Annotated in this window: 15 protein-coding genes; 8 read left to right on the top strand and 7 right to left on the bottom strand. The window is 66.3% G+C overall.

What is annotated here, in order from left to right; genetic code table 11:
• Window positions 1-310 precede the first annotated feature (310 nt).
• From BJ987_RS33900 to BJ987_RS37615, 4 genes are all read left to right on the top strand, one after another.
• Complete coding sequence (locus BJ987_RS33900) at window positions 311-4474, top strand: ring-infected erythrocyte surface antigen domain-containing protein (protein ID WP_209897118.1); 4164 nt, start codon at window positions 311-313, stop codon at window positions 4472-4474.
• Window positions 4475-4577: 103 nt separating this feature from the next.
• Window positions 4578-5840, top strand: coding sequence for an LGFP repeat-containing protein (locus BJ987_RS33895; RefSeq protein WP_209897117.1), 1263 nt, complete (start codon window positions 4578-4580; stop codon window positions 5838-5840).
• Window positions 5841-5872: 32 nt separating this feature from the next.
• Window positions 5873-6139, top strand: coding sequence for a hypothetical protein (locus tag BJ987_RS33890; protein ID WP_209897116.1), 267 nt, complete (start codon window positions 5873-5875; stop codon window positions 6137-6139).
• A gap of 256 nt (window positions 6140-6395) precedes the next feature.
• Window positions 6396-8465 carry an N-6 DNA methylase family protein gene (locus BJ987_RS37615; protein ID WP_245366256.1) on the top strand — a complete coding sequence of 690 codons (2070 nt, stop codon included), beginning with the start codon at window positions 6396-6398 and terminating at the stop codon, window positions 8463-8465.
• A 6-nt stretch (window positions 8466-8471) separates the two neighbouring features.
• On the opposite strand, the gene BJ987_RS33875 is transcribed toward BJ987_RS37615, so the two are convergent.
• From BJ987_RS33875 to BJ987_RS33860, 4 genes are all read right to left on the bottom strand, one after another.
• Window positions 8472-9092 carry a TetR/AcrR family transcriptional regulator gene (locus BJ987_RS33875; RefSeq protein WP_209897115.1) on the bottom strand — a complete coding sequence of 207 codons (621 nt, stop codon included), beginning with the start codon at window positions 9090-9092 and terminating at the stop codon, window positions 8472-8474.
• A gap of 100 nt (window positions 9093-9192) precedes the next feature.
• On the bottom strand, window positions 9193-9441 hold the full coding sequence (locus BJ987_RS33870; RefSeq protein ID WP_245366255.1) for a hypothetical protein: 249 nt from the start codon (window positions 9439-9441) through the stop codon (window positions 9193-9195).
• Window positions 9442-9582: 141 nt separating this feature from the next.
• Complete coding sequence (locus BJ987_RS33865) at window positions 9583-10098, bottom strand: gamma carbonic anhydrase family protein (protein WP_209897114.1); 516 nt, start codon at window positions 10096-10098, stop codon at window positions 9583-9585.
• A gap of 31 nt (window positions 10099-10129) precedes the next feature.
• Complete coding sequence (locus tag BJ987_RS33860) at window positions 10130-11086, bottom strand: GlxA family transcriptional regulator (protein WP_209897113.1); 957 nt, start codon at window positions 11084-11086, stop codon at window positions 10130-10132.
• A 71-nt stretch (window positions 11087-11157) separates the two neighbouring features.
• Here BJ987_RS33860 and BJ987_RS33855 point away from each other — a divergent pair, with 71 nt between their 5' ends.
• Window positions 11158-11925, top strand: coding sequence for an MBL fold metallo-hydrolase (locus BJ987_RS33855; protein ID WP_209897112.1), 768 nt, complete (start codon window positions 11158-11160; stop codon window positions 11923-11925).
• 96 nt (window positions 11926-12021) lie between these two features.
• Window positions 12022-12405 (top strand): Rv0313 family protein, encoded by a 384-nt coding sequence (locus tag BJ987_RS33850; RefSeq protein ID WP_209897111.1) that lies wholly within the window; start codon window positions 12022-12024, stop codon window positions 12403-12405.
• Window positions 12406-12409: 4 nt separating this feature from the next.
• Here the strand turns inward: BJ987_RS33850 and BJ987_RS33845 are convergent, their stop codons facing one another.
• Window positions 12410-13027: a TetR/AcrR family transcriptional regulator gene (locus tag BJ987_RS33845; protein WP_209897110.1), complete on the bottom strand. Its 618-nt coding sequence runs from the start codon at window positions 13025-13027 to the stop codon at window positions 12410-12412.
• Window positions 13028-13104: 77 nt separating this feature from the next.
• Here BJ987_RS33845 and BJ987_RS33840 point away from each other — a divergent pair, with 77 nt between their 5' ends.
• Complete coding sequence (locus tag BJ987_RS33840) at window positions 13105-14022, top strand: NAD-dependent epimerase/dehydratase family protein (protein ID WP_209897109.1); 918 nt, start codon at window positions 13105-13107, stop codon at window positions 14020-14022.
• A gap of 2 nt (window positions 14023-14024) precedes the next feature.
• Here BJ987_RS33840 and BJ987_RS33835 read toward each other — a convergent pair whose 3' ends face one another.
• Together BJ987_RS33835 and sigJ are read right to left on the bottom strand one after the other, a co-directional pair.
• Complete coding sequence (locus tag BJ987_RS33835; protein ID WP_209897108.1) at window positions 14025-14630, bottom strand: hypothetical protein; 606 nt, start codon at window positions 14628-14630, stop codon at window positions 14025-14027.
• Window positions 14631-14782: 152 nt separating this feature from the next.
• Window positions 14783-15727: an RNA polymerase sigma factor SigJ gene (gene sigJ, locus BJ987_RS33830; RefSeq protein WP_307869837.1), complete on the bottom strand. Its 945-nt coding sequence runs from the start codon at window positions 15725-15727 to the stop codon at window positions 14783-14785.
• Window positions 15728-16010: 283 nt separating this feature from the next.
• On the opposite strand from sigJ, the gene BJ987_RS33825 reads away from it, so the two are divergent.
• Window positions 16011-16931 (top strand): cobalamin biosynthesis protein, encoded by a 921-nt coding sequence (locus BJ987_RS33825; protein WP_209897106.1) that lies wholly within the window; start codon window positions 16011-16013, stop codon window positions 16929-16931.
• Window positions 16932-16988: the final 57 nt, after the last annotated feature.

The raw sequence follows: 16988 nt of genomic DNA, 5'->3' as shown, positions 1-16988 counted from the left end.
TCGTCCTGCAGAATCGGACTTTTCGGAATTTAGCCCGGTCGACCTCGCTTTTTCGTTTGTGTAGACACTGAATGGTGTACGCCCTGTTTTCCGGAAATGGTCTGCTCCCACCGAATTCGAGAGCACTATGTGTGATTCGAGAAGCACGACACAACATTCGGTTGCGTAATGGTGGCCAAAACGTTTCCTAGACAAAGATCATGTCTGTGTTTGAATGGCCAAGTGCGTAGCCAGTATTTCGCTATTTTCTCGAATGCCCGCCAGGGGAGCTACGGGTAGAGGCCGGGACACACTGATCAATGGAGGCATCATGGCCAACAGACAAGACCGTAAGCCGCTCGAGGAACCCGTGCATGTAGCCGACAAGGTGGTGGACCGTCCCTACACCGTGGAGCGATTGGTCGAGCACCCGGTGGAGCAGGTCATCGACAAGCCGGTGCAGATGGAGCGGGTGATCGAACGGTTGGTCGTCGACACCGTCGATCAGATCGTGGACAAGCCGGCCCGTGTATCCCGCATGGTGGAGCGCCCCGTGGTCACCGTGACCGATGAGGTCCGCGACAAGCCGGTCAAGGTCAGCCGGGTGGTGGAGAAGCCGAACGTCACCGTGACCGATCAGGTGGTGGACAAGCCGGTCTCGGTTACCCGCCGGGTCGAGAAGCCCGTGGTGAAGGTGACCGATCGGGTCGTCGACAAGCCGGTCACCGTGACGCGCACGACCGAGAAGCCCGTGGTCACGGTGACGGACAAGGTGATCGACAAGCCGGTCAACGTGACCCGGACGACCGAGAAGCCGGTCGTGACGGTGACGGACAAGGTGATCGACCGCCCGGTGAACCTGACGCGCACCATCGAGAAGCCGCGGGTGACCGTCACCGACCAGGTGATCGACAAGCCCGTGCGGGTCACGCGCACCACTGAGCGGCCGCGCGTCACGGTGACCGATGAGGTCATCGACAAGCCGGTCAAGGTGACTCGCACGACCGAGCGCCCGCGGGTGACCGTCACCGATCAGGTGGTGGACAAACCGATTTCGCTGTCGCGCCGGATCGAGAAGCCGATCGTGACGGTGACCGACCAGGTGGTGGACAAGCCGATGACGGTCGGTCGGCGGATCGAGAAGCCGATCGTGACGGTCACCGATCAGGTGGTGGACAAACCGGTTTCGCTGTCGCGCCGGATCGAGAAGCCGGTCGTGACGGTGACCGATCAGGTGGTGGACAAGCCGATGACGGTCGGCCGCCGGATCGAGAAGCCGGTCGTGACGGTCACCGATCAGGTGGTGGACAAGCCGGTCAACGTGCTCCGCAATATCGAGAAGCCGCGCGTTTCCGTGCAGGACCAGGTCGTGGACAAGCCGATGACGGTCGGCCGCCGGATCGAGAAGCCGGTCGTCACCGTGACCGATCAAGTTGTGGACAAGCCGGTTTCGCTGACGCGCCGGATCGAGAAGCCGATCGTCACCGTGACCGATCAGGTGATCGAGAAGCCGGTCAAGGTGACCCGCACGACCGAGCAGCCGCGCGTTTCGGTACAGGACCAGGTTGTCGACAAGCCGATGACCGCCACCCGCCGGATCGAGAAGCCGGTCGTCACCGTCACCGATCAGGTGGTGAACAAGCCGGTTTCGGTGCCACGGCGGATCGAGAAGCCGAACGTGACGGTGACCGATCAGGTGGTCGACAAGCCGACGACCGTGGGTCGCCGGATCGAGAAGCCCGTGGTCACCGTGCAGGACCAGGTCATCGACAAGCCGGTGACGGTGGGTCGCCGGATCGAGAAGCCGGTGGTGACGGTGACCGACAAGGTCATCGACAAGCCGGTCAGCATCACCCGCCACATCGAGAAGCCGACCGTCACGATGACCGACCAGGTCACCGACAAGCCGATCCGGCTGGAGCGGCACATCGAACAGCCGGTGGTCAGCATCGTCGACAAGATTTCGAATAAGCCCGTCGAGGTGCAGCGCCTGGTCGAGAAGCTGGTGGTCAACGTCGTCGACAACGTGCAGAACCGCCCGGTCGAGGTGCAGCGACTGGTGGAGAAGCTGATGGTCGACATCAAGGACAACGTGGTCGACAAACCGGTCACCATCGAGCGCCGGGTGGAGAAGCCCGTTGTCAACGTGGTCGACCAGGTCGTCGAGGTGCCCGTGCAGAAGTTCGTGGAGCGGGTCGTCGAGAAGCCGGTCGAGAAGATCATCGAGCGAGTGGTGGAGAAGCCGGTCGAGAAGGTAGTCGAAAAGATCATCGAGGTCCCGGTGGAGCGCATCGTCTACAAGACGGTGGAGAAGCCGGTGACCAAGACCGTCGAGCTCATGGTCGAGAAGCCGGTGATCAAGAACGTCGAAGTGCCGCGCGAGGTCGTGGTCGAGAACATCGTGCAGCGGCCGGTCGAGAAGGTCGTCGACCGTGTCGTGGAGAGCGTGATCGAGAAGCCGAACATCGTCGAGAAGACCGTCGAGCGCCCGGTGGACAAGGTCGTCGAGCGCGTTGTGGAGAAGCCGCACATTATCGAGAAGGTGGTCGAGCGCCCGGTCGACAAGGTGGTGGAACGTTTCGTCGAGAAGCCGAACATCATCGAGAAGGTGATCGATCGGCCCGTCGAGCGCATGGTGCAGAAGGTCGTCGAGAAGCTGAACGTGGTGGAGAAGGTCGTCGACCGTCCCGTGGACAAGGTGGTCGAGAAGGTGGTGGAGAAGCCGAACATCATCGAGCGCACCATCGACAAGGTCGTCGACCGCATTGTCGAACGGGTGGTGGAGAAGCCCAACATCATCGAGAAGACGATCGACCGTCCGGTGGACAAGGTGGTCGAGAAGGTGGTGGAGAAGCCCAACATTGTCGAGCGGACCGTTGACCGCCCGGTCGACAAGGTTGTCGAGCGCATGGTGGACAAGCCCAACATCATCGAGAAGACCATCGACCGTCCGGTCGACCACGTCGTGGAGAAGGTCGTCACGCACCCGAACATCGTCGAGAAGACGGTGAATCGTCAGGTCGATCAAGTGGTGGAGAAGGTTGTCACCAACCCGAACGTGATCGAGAAGACGGTGAACCGCGACGTCGATCAGGTGGTGGAGCGAGTAGTCGAGAAGCCGAACATCATCGAGAAGACCGTTGACCGTCCGGTGGACAAGGTGGTGGAGCGCGTCGTCGAGAAGCCGAACATTGTCGAGAAGACGGTCGAGCGTCCGGTGGACAAGGTGGTCGAGAAGGTGGTGGAGAAGCCGAACATCATCGAACGCACCGTCGATCGTCCGGTGGACAAGGTGGTCGAGCGGGTGATGGAAAAGCCGAACATTGTCGAGAAGACGGTCGAGCGGCCGGTGGACAAGGTGGTCGAGAAGGTGGTGGAGAAGCCCAACATCATCGAGAAGACCATCGATCGTCCGGTGGACAAGGTGGTGGAGCGGATGGTGGAGAAGCCGAACATCATCGAGCGCACTGTCGAGCGTCCCGTCGACAAGGTCGTCGAGCGCATGGTGGAGAAGCCCAACATCGTCGAGAAGACGGTGAATCGTCAGGTCGATCAGGTGGTGGAGAAGGTGGTCACCAACCCGAACGTGGTGGAGAAGACGGTGAACCGCGATGTCGATCAGGTGGTCGAGAAGGTGGTCACCAACCCGAACATCGTCGAGAAGACGGTGAACCGCGACGTCGACCAGGTGGTGGAAACCGTTGTCACGAGCCCGAACGTCGTCGAGAAGACGGTGAACCGCGATGTCGACCAAATCGTGGAGAAGGTGGTCACCAATCCCAATGTCGTGGAGAAGACGGTCGACAAGAAGGTCGACCACGTCGTGGAGAAGGTCGTCACCAATCCCAACGTGGTCGAGAAGACGGTGAACCGTCAGGTCGATCAGGTGGTGGAAAAGGTTGTGGAACAGCCGAACATCATCGAGAAGACCGTTGACCGTCCGGTGGACAAGGTGGTGGAGCGGATGGTGGAGAAGCCGAACATCATCGAGCGCACCATCGACCGCCCCGTCGACAAGGTCGTCGAAAAGGTGGTCGAGCGGCCCAAGATCGTGGAAAAGACCATCGAGAAGCCGGTCGAGAAGGTACTCGAGAAGACCGTCCAGGTCCCGCGTCTCGTCGAGAAAGTCGTCGAGAAGCCGGTCGACGTGCTGGCCGAGCGGATCGTCGAAAAGCCGGTGGAAAAGATCGTTGAGGTTGTCGTCGAAAAGCCGGTGCTGGTGCACAAATACGTGGAGAAGTCGGCCGAACGGGTCACCACGGTGGTGCACGAGGACCAGGGCCCGGCGAGGGATGTGCGGCCGGTGGTTCGCGAAACCGGTGAACCGGGCGACGTGGAGTTCATCGAGCGTCGCACCGGCGAGCATCCCAGCGGCGGCATCCTCGGCAAGGCGTCCGATGTCCTGCCGAGTGAGGAACTCGTCCAGGATCCGCGTTCGGAGCAGCAGGAACGCGGTCGTGACGACGCCGATCGGGATCATCGCCGGCGTCACTGACGATCCCTGCGGGTGGCGCCCATCCACCGGATTCCGGAAGGCCACCGCCCGCGGCAAGACCGACCAGAAGGCACATCCGTAACCCTGACAAAGGAGTTTGGTGATGTCAGATTTCACTCAGTTCGCCCCCGCGACAATGGTTCTCGGTGCTCGGAAGGATTGGCGTGCCCGCGGGTTCGCGCTCGGCAGCATGGTGCTGCTCAGTTCGGGCGCGATGCTCGGTGCGGCGCCGTTCGCCCACGCCCAGGTGTCGGAGGAGATCAACCAGCAGATCGACGCCCGCTACTCCGATTTCGGCGGCGCCGGGTCCTTCTGTGGCCAGCCCACCGGCGCGGCCAGCGAGGTAGCCGGTGGCGCCATGCGGGCCTACCAGGGCTGCAACATCTACTACTCGGCCGACACCGGCGCGAAGGTGATGTACGGCGACATCCTGGCGAAGTATCAGGCGATGGGCGGTCCGGAGGGTTCGCTGGGCTTCCCGACCAATGACGAGAGCGGCACCGGCGACAGTGTCGGCCGGTTCAACAACTTCGCCAAAGAAGGCGGCGCGGCGATCTATTGGAGCCCGCAGAACGGTTCGCACGTAGTGGAGGGCAGGGTCCTCGATGCCTGGCGTGCGAGCGGTGGGGTGGCGGGCCCGTTCGGTTATCCGACCGCGGACATGACCGATGTCAACGGCGTGATGACCGGCATGTTCGCCGGTCCCGCTGGTACCGAGATCCAGTGGTCCGAGGCGAACGGCACCACCACCGTGCCGGCCGATCTGGCCGCGACCCTGCCCGGGTTCAAGGCCGAGGCGCCGAATATGCAGGCCCCGGCCGTGCCGCCGGCTCCGCCCGCACCCAACATGCCCAACCCGGCGCCCGACGTGGCCGCTCCGACCGTCGACACGGACACGTCGTCGTCTTCGGGCATCAACCGGTGGTGGGGTGTCCCGATCGGTCTGGCCATCACCGCGGTCGTCGGTGCGCTGCTCGGTCTGATGGGTCGCCGTCCGGCGACCAACACCCGGGTGGATCACCCGGTGGCGACGCGGCCGGTGGCTCCCCGGACCACCACCACGACGCGGGCGCCGGAGCCGCCCCGGTACACCGCCCCGAGGACGGAGTTCAAGGGCCCGAACGCGCCCAATGTGCCCAGGACCCAGCCGTGGACCACGACGCGTCCGGCCTACGAAGCGCCCAAGCCGCCGACTCCGCCGCGCATGGTGGAACGCGAGCAGGACGCGCCGATGACCACCGGACGGCACGGGTTCGTCGACGACAAGGCCGCCGATGTCGGGATGTCCGTCACCTACGAGAACAACGCCGTCGGCGCGAATCAGCGCAGCCGGGAAGACAAGAGCGACTCCGATCCGAAGCACTAGCCGCTTCACCCACTGAGTAGGAGGGCACAGCAATGGAATGGATTCTTGGACTTCTCGCTGGACTGATCGGCGGTAACCTCGCCGGCGCCAGGAGCAACCTCGGTATGGCCGGCAACAGCGCTCTCGGCGCCGTCGGCGGTGGCATCACCGGCGCCATCATCCAAGCGGCGACCAGCAGCGGCCTGGACTTCGGCCAGGTGCTCGGTCAAGTCGCCGGTGGTGGTGTGGTCGGCGCGATCGTGACCGCGGTCGGTGCGATGGTCACCCGTGGCCGCGGTACCGGTACGCACACCCGCTGATCACTGTCGACGGCTTCGGCGCGCCCGGTTCAACGGGCGCGCCGACGCTTGTTCCGGGACCGCGAGGAGGGACGGCAGTCGTGAATAGCAACGGGCAGAACACTTTCGGTCCGCGGAGACGCCGACTGCATCCGCCACGAACTCGCGCCGCGGATCGTGCGTGCGTATCGCTCGCCGTCGGATATCCCGCGGATCGTGTCTCCGGATGATTGATATCGGAAGTGCGCACCCGCGTCCCTGGGGCACAATCCCACCCATGAGCGCGGCGCGGGAGCGCAAACGGCATGGGCGGCATTACACGCCGCCCGCGCTGGCGCGTTTTCTGGCGACTCGGTTGCTGGCGCATGTGCCGCCCGGTGACGTGCTGCGGGTACTGGATCCGGCATGCGGGGACGGGGAGTTGCTCCTGGCGGTGCGCCGGGAAGCGGCCGAGCGGTTACCCGGCGTGCGGCTGGAGCTGACCGGGTACGACCTCGACCCCGCAGCGGTCGAACTGGCCCGTTCCCGAGCCGACGACGAAATCGACTGGCACAGCGGCGATTTCCTCGTCGCCGAAGCGCACCTACCGGACGGGGCCTTCGACGCGATCATCACCAACCCGCCGTACGTGCGGACGCAGCAGCTGGGCGGCGCCACCGCGCGGCTGCTCAGCAAAAAGTTCGGACTGGCGGGCCGAATCGACCTCACTCACCCCTTCGTGGCGGTCGCGCCGCGCCTGCTCACCTCCGGTGGAGTGCTCGGATTACTTTGCGCGAACCGCTTTCTCACGACCAGGGCAGGTGCCAACATTCGCGCGATACTGCGCCGCGAACTGGCCCCGGTAGAGCTCTACGACCTGGGTGACACCAAACTTTTCGAGGCAGCGGTACTACCGGCGATCACCATCGCCAGACGTGATGTGGTGGTGGATGAATGCCGATACGCGTCGGCGTACCAGGTCGACGTCCCCGAAAGCGCTGGCGGGCACGACCTTTTCGAAGCGCTCGCACAGAACTATGGCAGCCTGGTCGGACACAACGGGCGAACTTTCGTCGTCGAGGTAGGGACGTTGTCGACAGGCGACTCGTTCTCCGCTGTCGCGAAACCCTCAGCGGACCAACCATCCACCGACCGGTCACCACATGGTTCTCCTGCCGGAACTTCCTGCCGCGCCGCCGTGCCCTGTCACCTTCCGGCGTTGCTTCCCGGCACAATCACTCCGGGTTCTGTAGTTCCGATGGTGCCTTCCGGCTCATTCACCGCGGGGCCTGTAGTTTCGGCGGTGCCTTCCGGCACGTCCACCCCTGGGCCTGCAATTCCGGCCGTGCCTCCCGACACATCCACTCCGGAATCTCTAGTTCCGGTGGTGCCGCCTGCTGCTCTTGTCCCGGCTCATGGCGAACCAGCCTCGTGTCCTCACCTATGTAAACCGGCTAATGGTGCTGCCGCTGCCGTTCAGATTTCGACCGACCGTCGGCATCTGAATTCCGGCGGCGGGCTGGGTGATTCGGCTGTCGCGGAGATCCCGTCGGCGGCGCAGGGTGCTGGGGTGTGGCGGATGTCGCGGCCCGCGTTGGAGGAATGGCTGGTAGGAGTTGAGGCGGGGACGTGGAAGACGTTCGGGGAGGTGGCGCGAATTCGGGTGGGGATCAAGACGACGGCGGATCGGGTGTTCATTTCTGATCGGTGGCGGCAGGTGGATCCGTGTCCGGAGCCGGAGTTGCTGTTCGATTTGATCACGCATCATGATCTGGAGCCGTGGCGGATCGCTCGGGCGCGCGATACCCGGGTGCTGTATCCGTACGACACCACCCAGTCACGCCGCATTCCAGTGGATTTGCGCGAATTCCCCAGGGCTGCGACGTATTTGCGAAGACATCGGGCCTTGCTGGCGGGTCGGAAGTATGTGATCGAGGGCGGCCGGGAGTGGTTCGAGATCTGGGTGCCGCAGCGGCCGCATTTGTGGCAAGTGCCGAAGCTGGTGTTTCCGGATATCAGTGTGCGGCCCCGTTTCGCGTTCGATCGGTCCGGGGCTGTGGTGAACGGGGACTGCTACTGGATGTCCCTTGCCGATATCGGTGCCGAGCGAATCGCGTATCTGCTGATGGGCGTGGCCAATTCGGGATTGGGTCTGCGGTTCTACGATGCGGTGTGCGGCAACCGGTTGTACTCGGGGCGGCGGCGCTGGATCACCCAGTATGTCTCGCGGTTGCCGGTGCCGGATCCCGGCTCGCGGGCGTCGTCCGACATCATCGGCCTGGTAGGCGAATTCGTGGACGGCCGCCCGCTGGACGCGGAGGCGCAGCGCACGCTCGACGAACGGGTCGACTTCGCCTTCGCGGGCTGACGGGCGTCAGGCGGTGACGTGCACGCCGACCATGGGAAGCAGAGTGCGGCGCGCGAATTCGCGCCCGGCCGCGGGGTCGGACAGGGGGATGAGGCCGTCGGGCGTCAGCGCCAGGGAGTGCGCGAGCCGGGCCATCACCTCGGCGACCAGGTCGGCGTCGAAATCCCCGTCCGCGGGGCGCAATTCGCGCAGTTTCGTGGCCAGGTAGGTGCGGCCGACGGCGAGGATGGGGCCGGCGTCGGTGGTGAGGCGGGGCAGGATCAGATCGGGTTCGGTGGTTACCAGGCGGCGCAGGAGTTTGTTGCCCGCGATGGCCGCGATGAACGCGACGAAGATCTCCACCAGTTGCTCGTCGGGACCGCCCTCGATGCCCTGGACGCGCTTGTCGATCTCGGCGACGAAGCGTTGCGCTTCGCGCACGCCGACCGCTTCGACCAGATCGTTCTTCGATTCGAAGCGCCGGTACAGCGTGGCGGGGCTGATGCCGGCCCGGCGCGCGACCTCGCCCATGCTGGTGCGCTTGATCCCGAAGTCCAGGAATGCCGACAGGGCGCTTTCCAGCAGCTTCTCGCCGTCGGTCACGGGCTTTTCGAGGATGCGCTGCAGGATGGACGGGACGTTCGGCATGGGGCTCCAGTCAGTGGCCGGATGGTGTGCCGCAGCGACGGTGCTGGTGCGGGGCATTCATTATTTCACCGGCACCGTCGATCGTGCGTCCGCTATCGCCCTAACCGCGCGGTAAATCGAAGGCGGCCATCTCCTGCTCGATCGCGTTGGCCGCGAAATCGATGCCGCTGGAACGCAATTCGTGCACACGGCGCTGGAGAGCTTCGATTCCTCCGGGCTGCGCCGCGATATCGGCCACGCTGAGTTTGCGCAGCCCGCCACTCGCGGCGACCGCCGCCCCCGTGGACCGCGTCTTCGATCGGTGCATAACGACCGGTTCCCCGTACGCCACCGTGATACCTCCTGCCATACACGCCTCGCCCAGATATGTCCCCGGGGCGGACGGTTCAACGTCTCGGCAAGAGCCCCCGGGACGCCGGGCACGCAGGCAAAATGTTATCAGTGGTTCTTACTGGACGATTGATCAGTGTGGGCTGTCTCACACCAATCTTCACAAGACCTTTGCGTCCCGGTGGCTCGCCATGTTGTGCAGGTAGACCGCGCAGTTGAGCCGGATGCGATCGAGCTCGGGTTCGGTCAACTCGCGGCGAACTTTGCCGGGAACGCCGGCCACCAGCGAGCCCGGCGGAATCTGCGCGCCCTCCGGGATCAGGGCGTTGGCCGCGATCAGGCTGCCCGCCCCGATCACCGCGCCGTTCAGCACCGTCGCGCCCATGCCGACCAGCACGTCGTCACCGATCGTGCACCCGTGCAGAATCGCGTTGTGCCCCACCGAAACTCCCGCGCCGACGGTCAGCGGCATCCCGGGATCGGCGTGCAGCACGCAGCCGTCCTGAATGTTGGTCTTGGCTCCGACGCTGATGTCCTCCAGATCGCCGCGCAACACCGCGTTGTACCAAATGCTCACCTCGGCGGCCAGGCGCACCCGCCCGATCACGGTCGCGGTCGGGGCCAGCCACGCCTGGTCGTCAATCTCCGGCGCCACTCCGCCGATCTCGATCATCATGCTTGGCAACCTATCGTGCCGCGGACTGCGGTCAGGCCACCGAGGTGCGGCGGAACAGGGCGCGATGGGCGGCGGGGCTGGTGCCGAGGATGCGGTGGAAGTGGTGCCGCAGGCTGACGGCGGTGCCGAAACCGGTATCGGCGGCGATGCGGTCTACGGTGTCGTCGGTGGTCTCCAGCAACAGGCGGGCGCGGTCGGTGCGCTGTAGCAGCAGCCACTGTTGTGGGCTGGTGCCGGTGCGATCGCGAAAGTGGCGAGTGAAGGTGCGGCGCGACAGCACGGCGACGGCGGCCCAGCTGTCCAGATCGATCGGATCGCCGAGATGCGTTCGGGCCCAGAGCATCGCGTGTTCGATGGGATCGTCGTCGGCGGCGTCGGGGACGGCGACGGGGATGTACTGGGCCTGCGAGCCGCTGCGGTGCGGTGCGGTGACCAGGGCGCGCGCGAGTTCGGTGGCGGCGCGGCTGCCCAGGTCGTGCCGGACCAGGTGCAGGCAGCAGTCCAGGGCGGCGGCGACGCCCGCGGAGGTGATGAGGTCGCCCAGATCGGACCAGAGTGTGTCGGCGCGGACCTCGATCGCGGGGTAGGCGCGGGCCAGCTCGTCCGCGGAGGCCCAGTGGGTGGTGATCTCGCGTCCGTCGGCCAAGCCGCTGGCCGCCACGGCCCAGGCGCCGAGGCACAGGCCGACGACGCGGGCACCGTTGGCGTGGGCCCGATTGAGCGCGGTGTGCAAGCCGGGGGAGATGCCCGCGCCGGGGATCCAGCTCGGGATGACAATAGTGTCCGCGTGCTCGAAGATCTCCAGGCCGTGTTGCACGTGGATATCGAAACCGGCTGGGGTGCTGAGATTTCCGGGGTTCTCGGCGCACACCTGAACTTCGTAGGGGCCGCTCGGATCACCGGCGCCGACGCGACCGAACACCAAGGTGGGCACGGACAGGTGGAACGGGCTGATGCCGTCGAAGGCGAGAACGGCCACGGAATGCATGGCCCGATCTTAGCGTAGCGTGACTCGCGGGCCACTGTTCCGTGGCCGCGCCGCCGCGCAGGATCGTTCTCATGACCGAGACGATCGAACGCACCAGCCTGCAAGCCCTGCACATCGGCGGCCCCACGCTGCGCTTCCGGTACGGCGGGCTGACCTGGCTCACCGACCCCACTTTCGACGAGCCGGGCGACTACCCCGGCCCGGTCACCTTGCACAAACTCACCGGTCCCGCGGTGCCGGTGCAGCAGCTCGGCCCCATCGACGTGGTGCTGCTGTCGCATGACCAGCACGCGGACAACCTCGACAATTCCGGCCGGGAACTGCTGCGTTCGGCGGGGACCGTCCTGTCCACGCCGGATGCCGCCGAGCGGATCGACGGTGTGCGCGGCATGACCAAATGGGAGACCGCGACGATCGGTCCGGTGACCGTGACGGCGGTACCGGCGCTGCACGGCCCCGAAGGCTGCGAACCGGTCACCGGTATCGTCACCGGTTTCGTGCTGCGGGCGGACGGGGAGCCGACGGTATACGTGTCCGGAGACAACGCCTCGGTCGAGCTGGTCGGCGAGATCGCCGAGCGGATCGGCCGGATCGATATCGCGATTCTGTTCGTCGGTGCGGCTAATCCGGGCCGCTTCGGTGATACCGACCTCACCTTGAACGCGCGCACCGCGGTACAGGCCGCGGCGAAGCTGGGCGATGCCGTGATCGTGCCGGTGCACGCCGAGGGCTGGGCGCACTTCAGCGAAACCCTCGACTACTTGGCCCGCACCTTCGGATACGCGGGCCGCGCAGCGCAGTTGCGGATTCCGCCGCTCGGACGCGAGGTCGAGATCTGAGGCGTGCCGCACCCGAATTCCCCCATTTCGCGGCCTGTCGGACCGCCGGGATCGAGCGACGTGGCGAAATCCGCGATGCGCGAGGACACTGAGGGCATGGCAAACAATGGACCGTTCGGGATCGATCCGGAAGACTTCGAACGCGCGCTGCGCGAGGTAGGCGGAGAATTCCGGGACAAGCTCGAACAGGCCAGTCAGTACATCGACCGCACCAGCTTCAACACGCTGGCCTCGCTGCTCGGCCAGTTCGTCCAGCCGGAGCGCCCGAGCGCGCCGAAACCGGAGGGGCCGACCACCGGGGAGACCGGCAGCGGGGCCTGGGTGATCTACACCCTCGACGATGACGGCGCGGCGCGGGTCGACCAGGTCTTCCCGAGCGAGCTGGAAGCACTGCGTGCCCATCGCGACAACACCGATGATCGGCGGCGCGTCCGTTTCCTGCCCTATGGGGTGCCCGCCAGCGTGCTCGACGCCGGCTGAACACTCACGGCAGCAGTTGCCGGGTAAGGGCGTCGATAGCCCAGGAGGTCCATTTCGCGGGCGACCATCCGCGTTCGTGGACAAGCAGGTGATAGGTCTCGGGGGCGAGCACGGCCGAGCCGATGTCGGCGGCGGTCTCGACATCGGTACGCAATGGGGTTTTCGCGGCCAAGGCCTCGGCGAGACGTTGCTGCACGAGGTGCCGCTGCGCGAGGTTGGTCTGCCAGAGCTCGGCGAGTTCGTGGTCGGTCGCGGCGGCCGAACGGATGACCTCCAGCAGCGGGCTGACGCGCCCGAGAATCGTTGCCGCCGCCTCGACTTGGAGCTTGATCTGCTCGGCCGGTGTGGCCGCGACGGCGGCGGCGAACCAGGGACGCTCCATGGTGGCGATCGGTTCGGTGTCGCCGGCGATTTCGATGTCCAGCAGTTCGGACAGGATGGCGCGCTTCGTAGCGAAGGTGAAGTAGAGCGTTTGCACCGCCATGCCCGCTTCCTCGGCGATGGCCTTCATGGTTGTGGCCGTGTAGCCGCGGCGGGCGAACAGGTCGCGTGCCGCCGTGAGCATTCGGGCGCGATTGGCCGTCGTCCGGGCCGCGCGGACGCCGGTTCCTTTCCCTGTCATGGCGCAGATGCTACTTGACTGGAGTGGCACTTCAGTGAAACTCTCACTGGAGTGCTGCTCTAGCGAAGGGTGAATCGATGAGGGTGCTGGTGCTGGGCGGGTACGGGGCGGTGGGTCGGCACCTGGTCCCTCGTTTACGGGCCGCCGGGGACACCGTCGTGGTGGCCGGGCGTGATCCGGAACGCGCCGATCTCGTGCTGGATCTGAATGACCCGCAGTCCTACCGATCCGCGCTCGGGAAGGTCGACGTTGTCGTCAATGCCGCCGGAACCGAGGACATCCAGCCGGCGCGGTTGGCGGGTGCTGCGGGCGCTGCTTTCATCGATATCACCGCGAATGCGGAATATGTTGCGCGACTACGTGATACCGAACGAGCGGGCCCCGTGATCGTCGATGTGGGGCTCGCTCCCGGGCTGACGAATCTGCTGGCCGTGGCGGTGCACGCGCAAACGAGCGGGCCGATCGACCTGGCGGTACTGCTCGGCGCCGGTGAACGGCACGGCGCGGCCGCGACGGCATGGACCTACGGCCTGCTCGGTCGCGAATTCCACGCCGACGACGGGAACATCCGAAACTTCAGCCGTCCCAAGACATTCCGGCTACCGGGCCACGGGCGGCGGCGGATGTACCGGGCCGACTTCTCCGATCAGCACACACTGACCCGCGAACTCGGCGTGCCGGTACACACCTACTTCGCCGTCGACTCCCGCCTCGCCACGACCGGACTGGCGGCATTGACCTGGTTACCAGGTGCGGCCCACATGCCGCGAGGCCTGCACTTCCCGGGCACCGATCAGTGGTTGGTGCTGGCACGTCCCGGATCCGGGCCCGCTCGGTGGGCGCGCGGCCGCAATCAGTCGCGTGCTACCGCCCTGCTGGCAGCCGAGGCGGTCCGGCGGGTGAGGAATTGCGGCGCGGGTGTGCGGCCATTGCACCGGTTGATGACGCTGTCGGATCTGGCTGACGTGGCGGACTTCGAGTTCGGGCAGGCCTGAGTTCAGCTACCGGACGGGAAGGGATCGGCGGGTGACCAGTTCTGGGCGCTCCGGAGCAGGGTGAGCGCGGTGTCGGGAACCAGTTCGCGCGGCAAGACGTAGCCGTTGGTGTTGACCGGCTGGAGGTACACCACGTCGTCGGCGGTGATGACCTTGCGGATATCGCGGTAACGGTGCGTGAGCGATTGGGTGACCAGGTTCAGCTCCATCGCGTCCCGGGTGTATTGCGCGGACATGCGGGCGCCGGAGAAGCTGTATGCCTTGATATTCGCCGTCGGCCGGTTCATCCGGACCGCGGTGAGGACGCCGACGGCGACCAGTTCGACCGCCAGCACGGCAAAGGCCGCGCCGGCGATTTCACCGGGTGTGGTACTGCCGCCTCGAGCGAGCCAGTGGATGGTGTTGCGGGTCAACAGGAAGACGGGGAGCACGAGCAGCAGGCCCCAGCGAACCGGCAGACGCCAGGCGATCAGCGCGGCGGCGCGGCTCAGGCGGGTGGCGGTGGCGCTGTCGCAGCGGAAGGTCGTCTCGATCAGCAGCGCGGTGTCGGGTCGCGGTGCAGACTGCTCCGGATAACTCTGCTGTCCCACCGGCTGCTGCTGTTGCATGAATCCCCGATCGTTGGTTGATGATTCGCCGCGATGGTAGACAAACCGCCGCTACCTGTCGAATCAACAGAATCAGCGGGCGCCGCCGGCGGCAGCGCCCGCTGATCCCGCGGGAAGCCCGAATTGTTCCCTGGGCCAGGGGGTTTCGAGACCTACTCGCCGCGCAGGAAGAAGTTGGGATCGCCTTCGGTGGGGAGATCGTGCAACTTGTCGGGGTTGCGGACGACGTCGATGGCCACGATGCGCCCGGCATCGACGGTGAAAGAGAAGACGCCGGTGTGGTTCCCGTCGAAGACGACCAGACCGGGGTGGCCGTTGACCAGCACCGCGCGGCCCCACGCACCGTGCGCGGACGGTGCGTGATACCAGCCGAGCAGCAGCTTCGCCACCAGTTCCGCGCCCTGCACCGGCTTGCGGATGGCGGGCACCTTGCCGCCGCCGTCGGCGGTGAGGCTGACCTTCGAATCCAATACTCCGAGTAAGGCACTCAGATCGCCGGAGCGCCAGGCCAGCGCGAACGCCGACACCACCTTCTCCTGCTCATCCGGTGAGGCGGGGAAGCGCGGGGTGCCGTTCTCTACGTGCTTGCGAGCACGAGATGCCAACTGCCGCACCGCGGCCGGGGTGCGGCCCACCACTTCGGCGACCTCCGGGCCGCTCATGCCGAACACGTCCTGCAGCACGAACGCGGTGCGCTCGGCGGGAGAGAGCGATTCCAGCACCACCAGCAGCGCGGTGGTGACCCGCTCGTCCTGCGAGAGCCGGTCGACCGGGTCGTCCCAGGTGGTGACCTCGGGCTCCGGCAGCCACTCACCGACGTACTGCTCGCGGCGGACCCGGGCCGACCCCAGGTAGTCGAGGGCGAGCCGTCCGGTGACGGTGGTGAGCCAGGCCCGCAGGCTGTCGATCTCGCCCGCCTTGCCCGCCTCGTGCTGGCGGTGCAGCCGCAACCACGCCTCCTGCACCACGTCGTCGGCGTCGGTGAGGCTGCCCAGCGTGCTGTAGGCCAGCCGCCGCAGATAAGGGCGATGCTCCTCGAACTGCCGCGCCAACTGGGCGGCGTCGATCGGTTCGGGAGTCGGTGCCTCGGTACTCACTGGTTCCTCGCCGTTCGGTCGGTCGGCCCCGGCGGGCCTGTCGTGTTCATCGTCATCGAGATGACGACGCACGGCCCGGAAGTGTGACATCCCGTCTTCTGGCGGCCGTAGCTACCTTTCATCTCAACCAACCGGTCGGTCTTTGGCAACTTCGCCGCGATCGTCATCGGCGGCACTATGCCGATGGAGCAGGTGCGATCGGGTCGGGGGCCGACAGGAATAGTCGGCGAGAGCTTCGGGGGTTGGGAGGGGCCAGGGGAGCGGTGGTCGTTACCCTCGGCAGGTGCGTAGGGGAACTGTGACCGCGGCCGGGCTGGTGCTCGGATTCGCGTTGGATCGTGCGCTGGGGGATCCGCAACGCTGGCATCCGGTGGCCGGGTTCGGTTCGGCGGCAAGCGCTTTGGAGTCGGTGACCTATGCCGATCGGCGGCTCAATGGGGTGGTGCACGAGGCTGTCGCGGTGGGGACGATCGTCGGGCTCGGGTATGCGCTGCGGCGCGGCGGGATAGTGGCGACGGCGCTCGCGACGTGGACGGTACTGGGCGGGCGGAGCCTCGCGCGCACCGGTCGGGACATGGCCGATCGGCTCGAATCCGGCGATATCGACGGTGCCCGCGCGCTGCTGCCCTCCCTGTGCGGCCGCGACCCCGCGGTGCTCGACGCCGACGGATTAGCCCGCGCCGCACTGGAATCCATCGCCGAGAACACCTCGGACGCGACCGTCGCCCCGCTGGTCTGGGGCGCGCTCGCCGGTGTCCCCGGCCTGCTCGGCTATCGCGCCGTCAACACCCTCGACGCGATGATCGGCTACCGCAACGACCGCTACCGCGCCTTCGGCTGGGCCGCCGCCCGCACCGACGACGTCGCCAACCTGCTGCCCGCCCGCGTCGCCGGAGTCCTCACCGCGGCGCTGGCTCCGATCGTCGGCGGCAGCCCCCGCGACGCCATCCGCGCCTGGCAACGCGACGCCGCCAAACACCCCAGCCCCAACGCCGGCGTCGCCGAAGCCACCATGGCCGGCGCCCTCGGCATCCAACTCGGCGGCCGCACCCAATACCGCTACGGCACCGAACTCCGCCCCACCCTCGGCGCAGGCCCACCCCCACATGTCCCCGACCTCCGCCGCGCCGTCCGCCTCTCGGAAGCCGTCCAACTCGCCGCCGCCCTCAGCGCGGCCGCAGCGGCGCTGCTTCGCACCGGCTGACAGCGGAGGTATCGGACTCGAGCTGCCGGTCCGAATTTTCGGCCGGCTAACTGCCGC

It is taken from the genome of Nocardia goodfellowii, assembly GCF_017875645.1.
Classification (GTDB): Bacteria; Actinomycetota; Actinomycetes; order Mycobacteriales; family Mycobacteriaceae; genus Nocardia; species Nocardia goodfellowii.
Note: the sequence above shows the minus strand (reverse complement) of the source record. Positions and strands in the feature narration are given on the sequence as shown.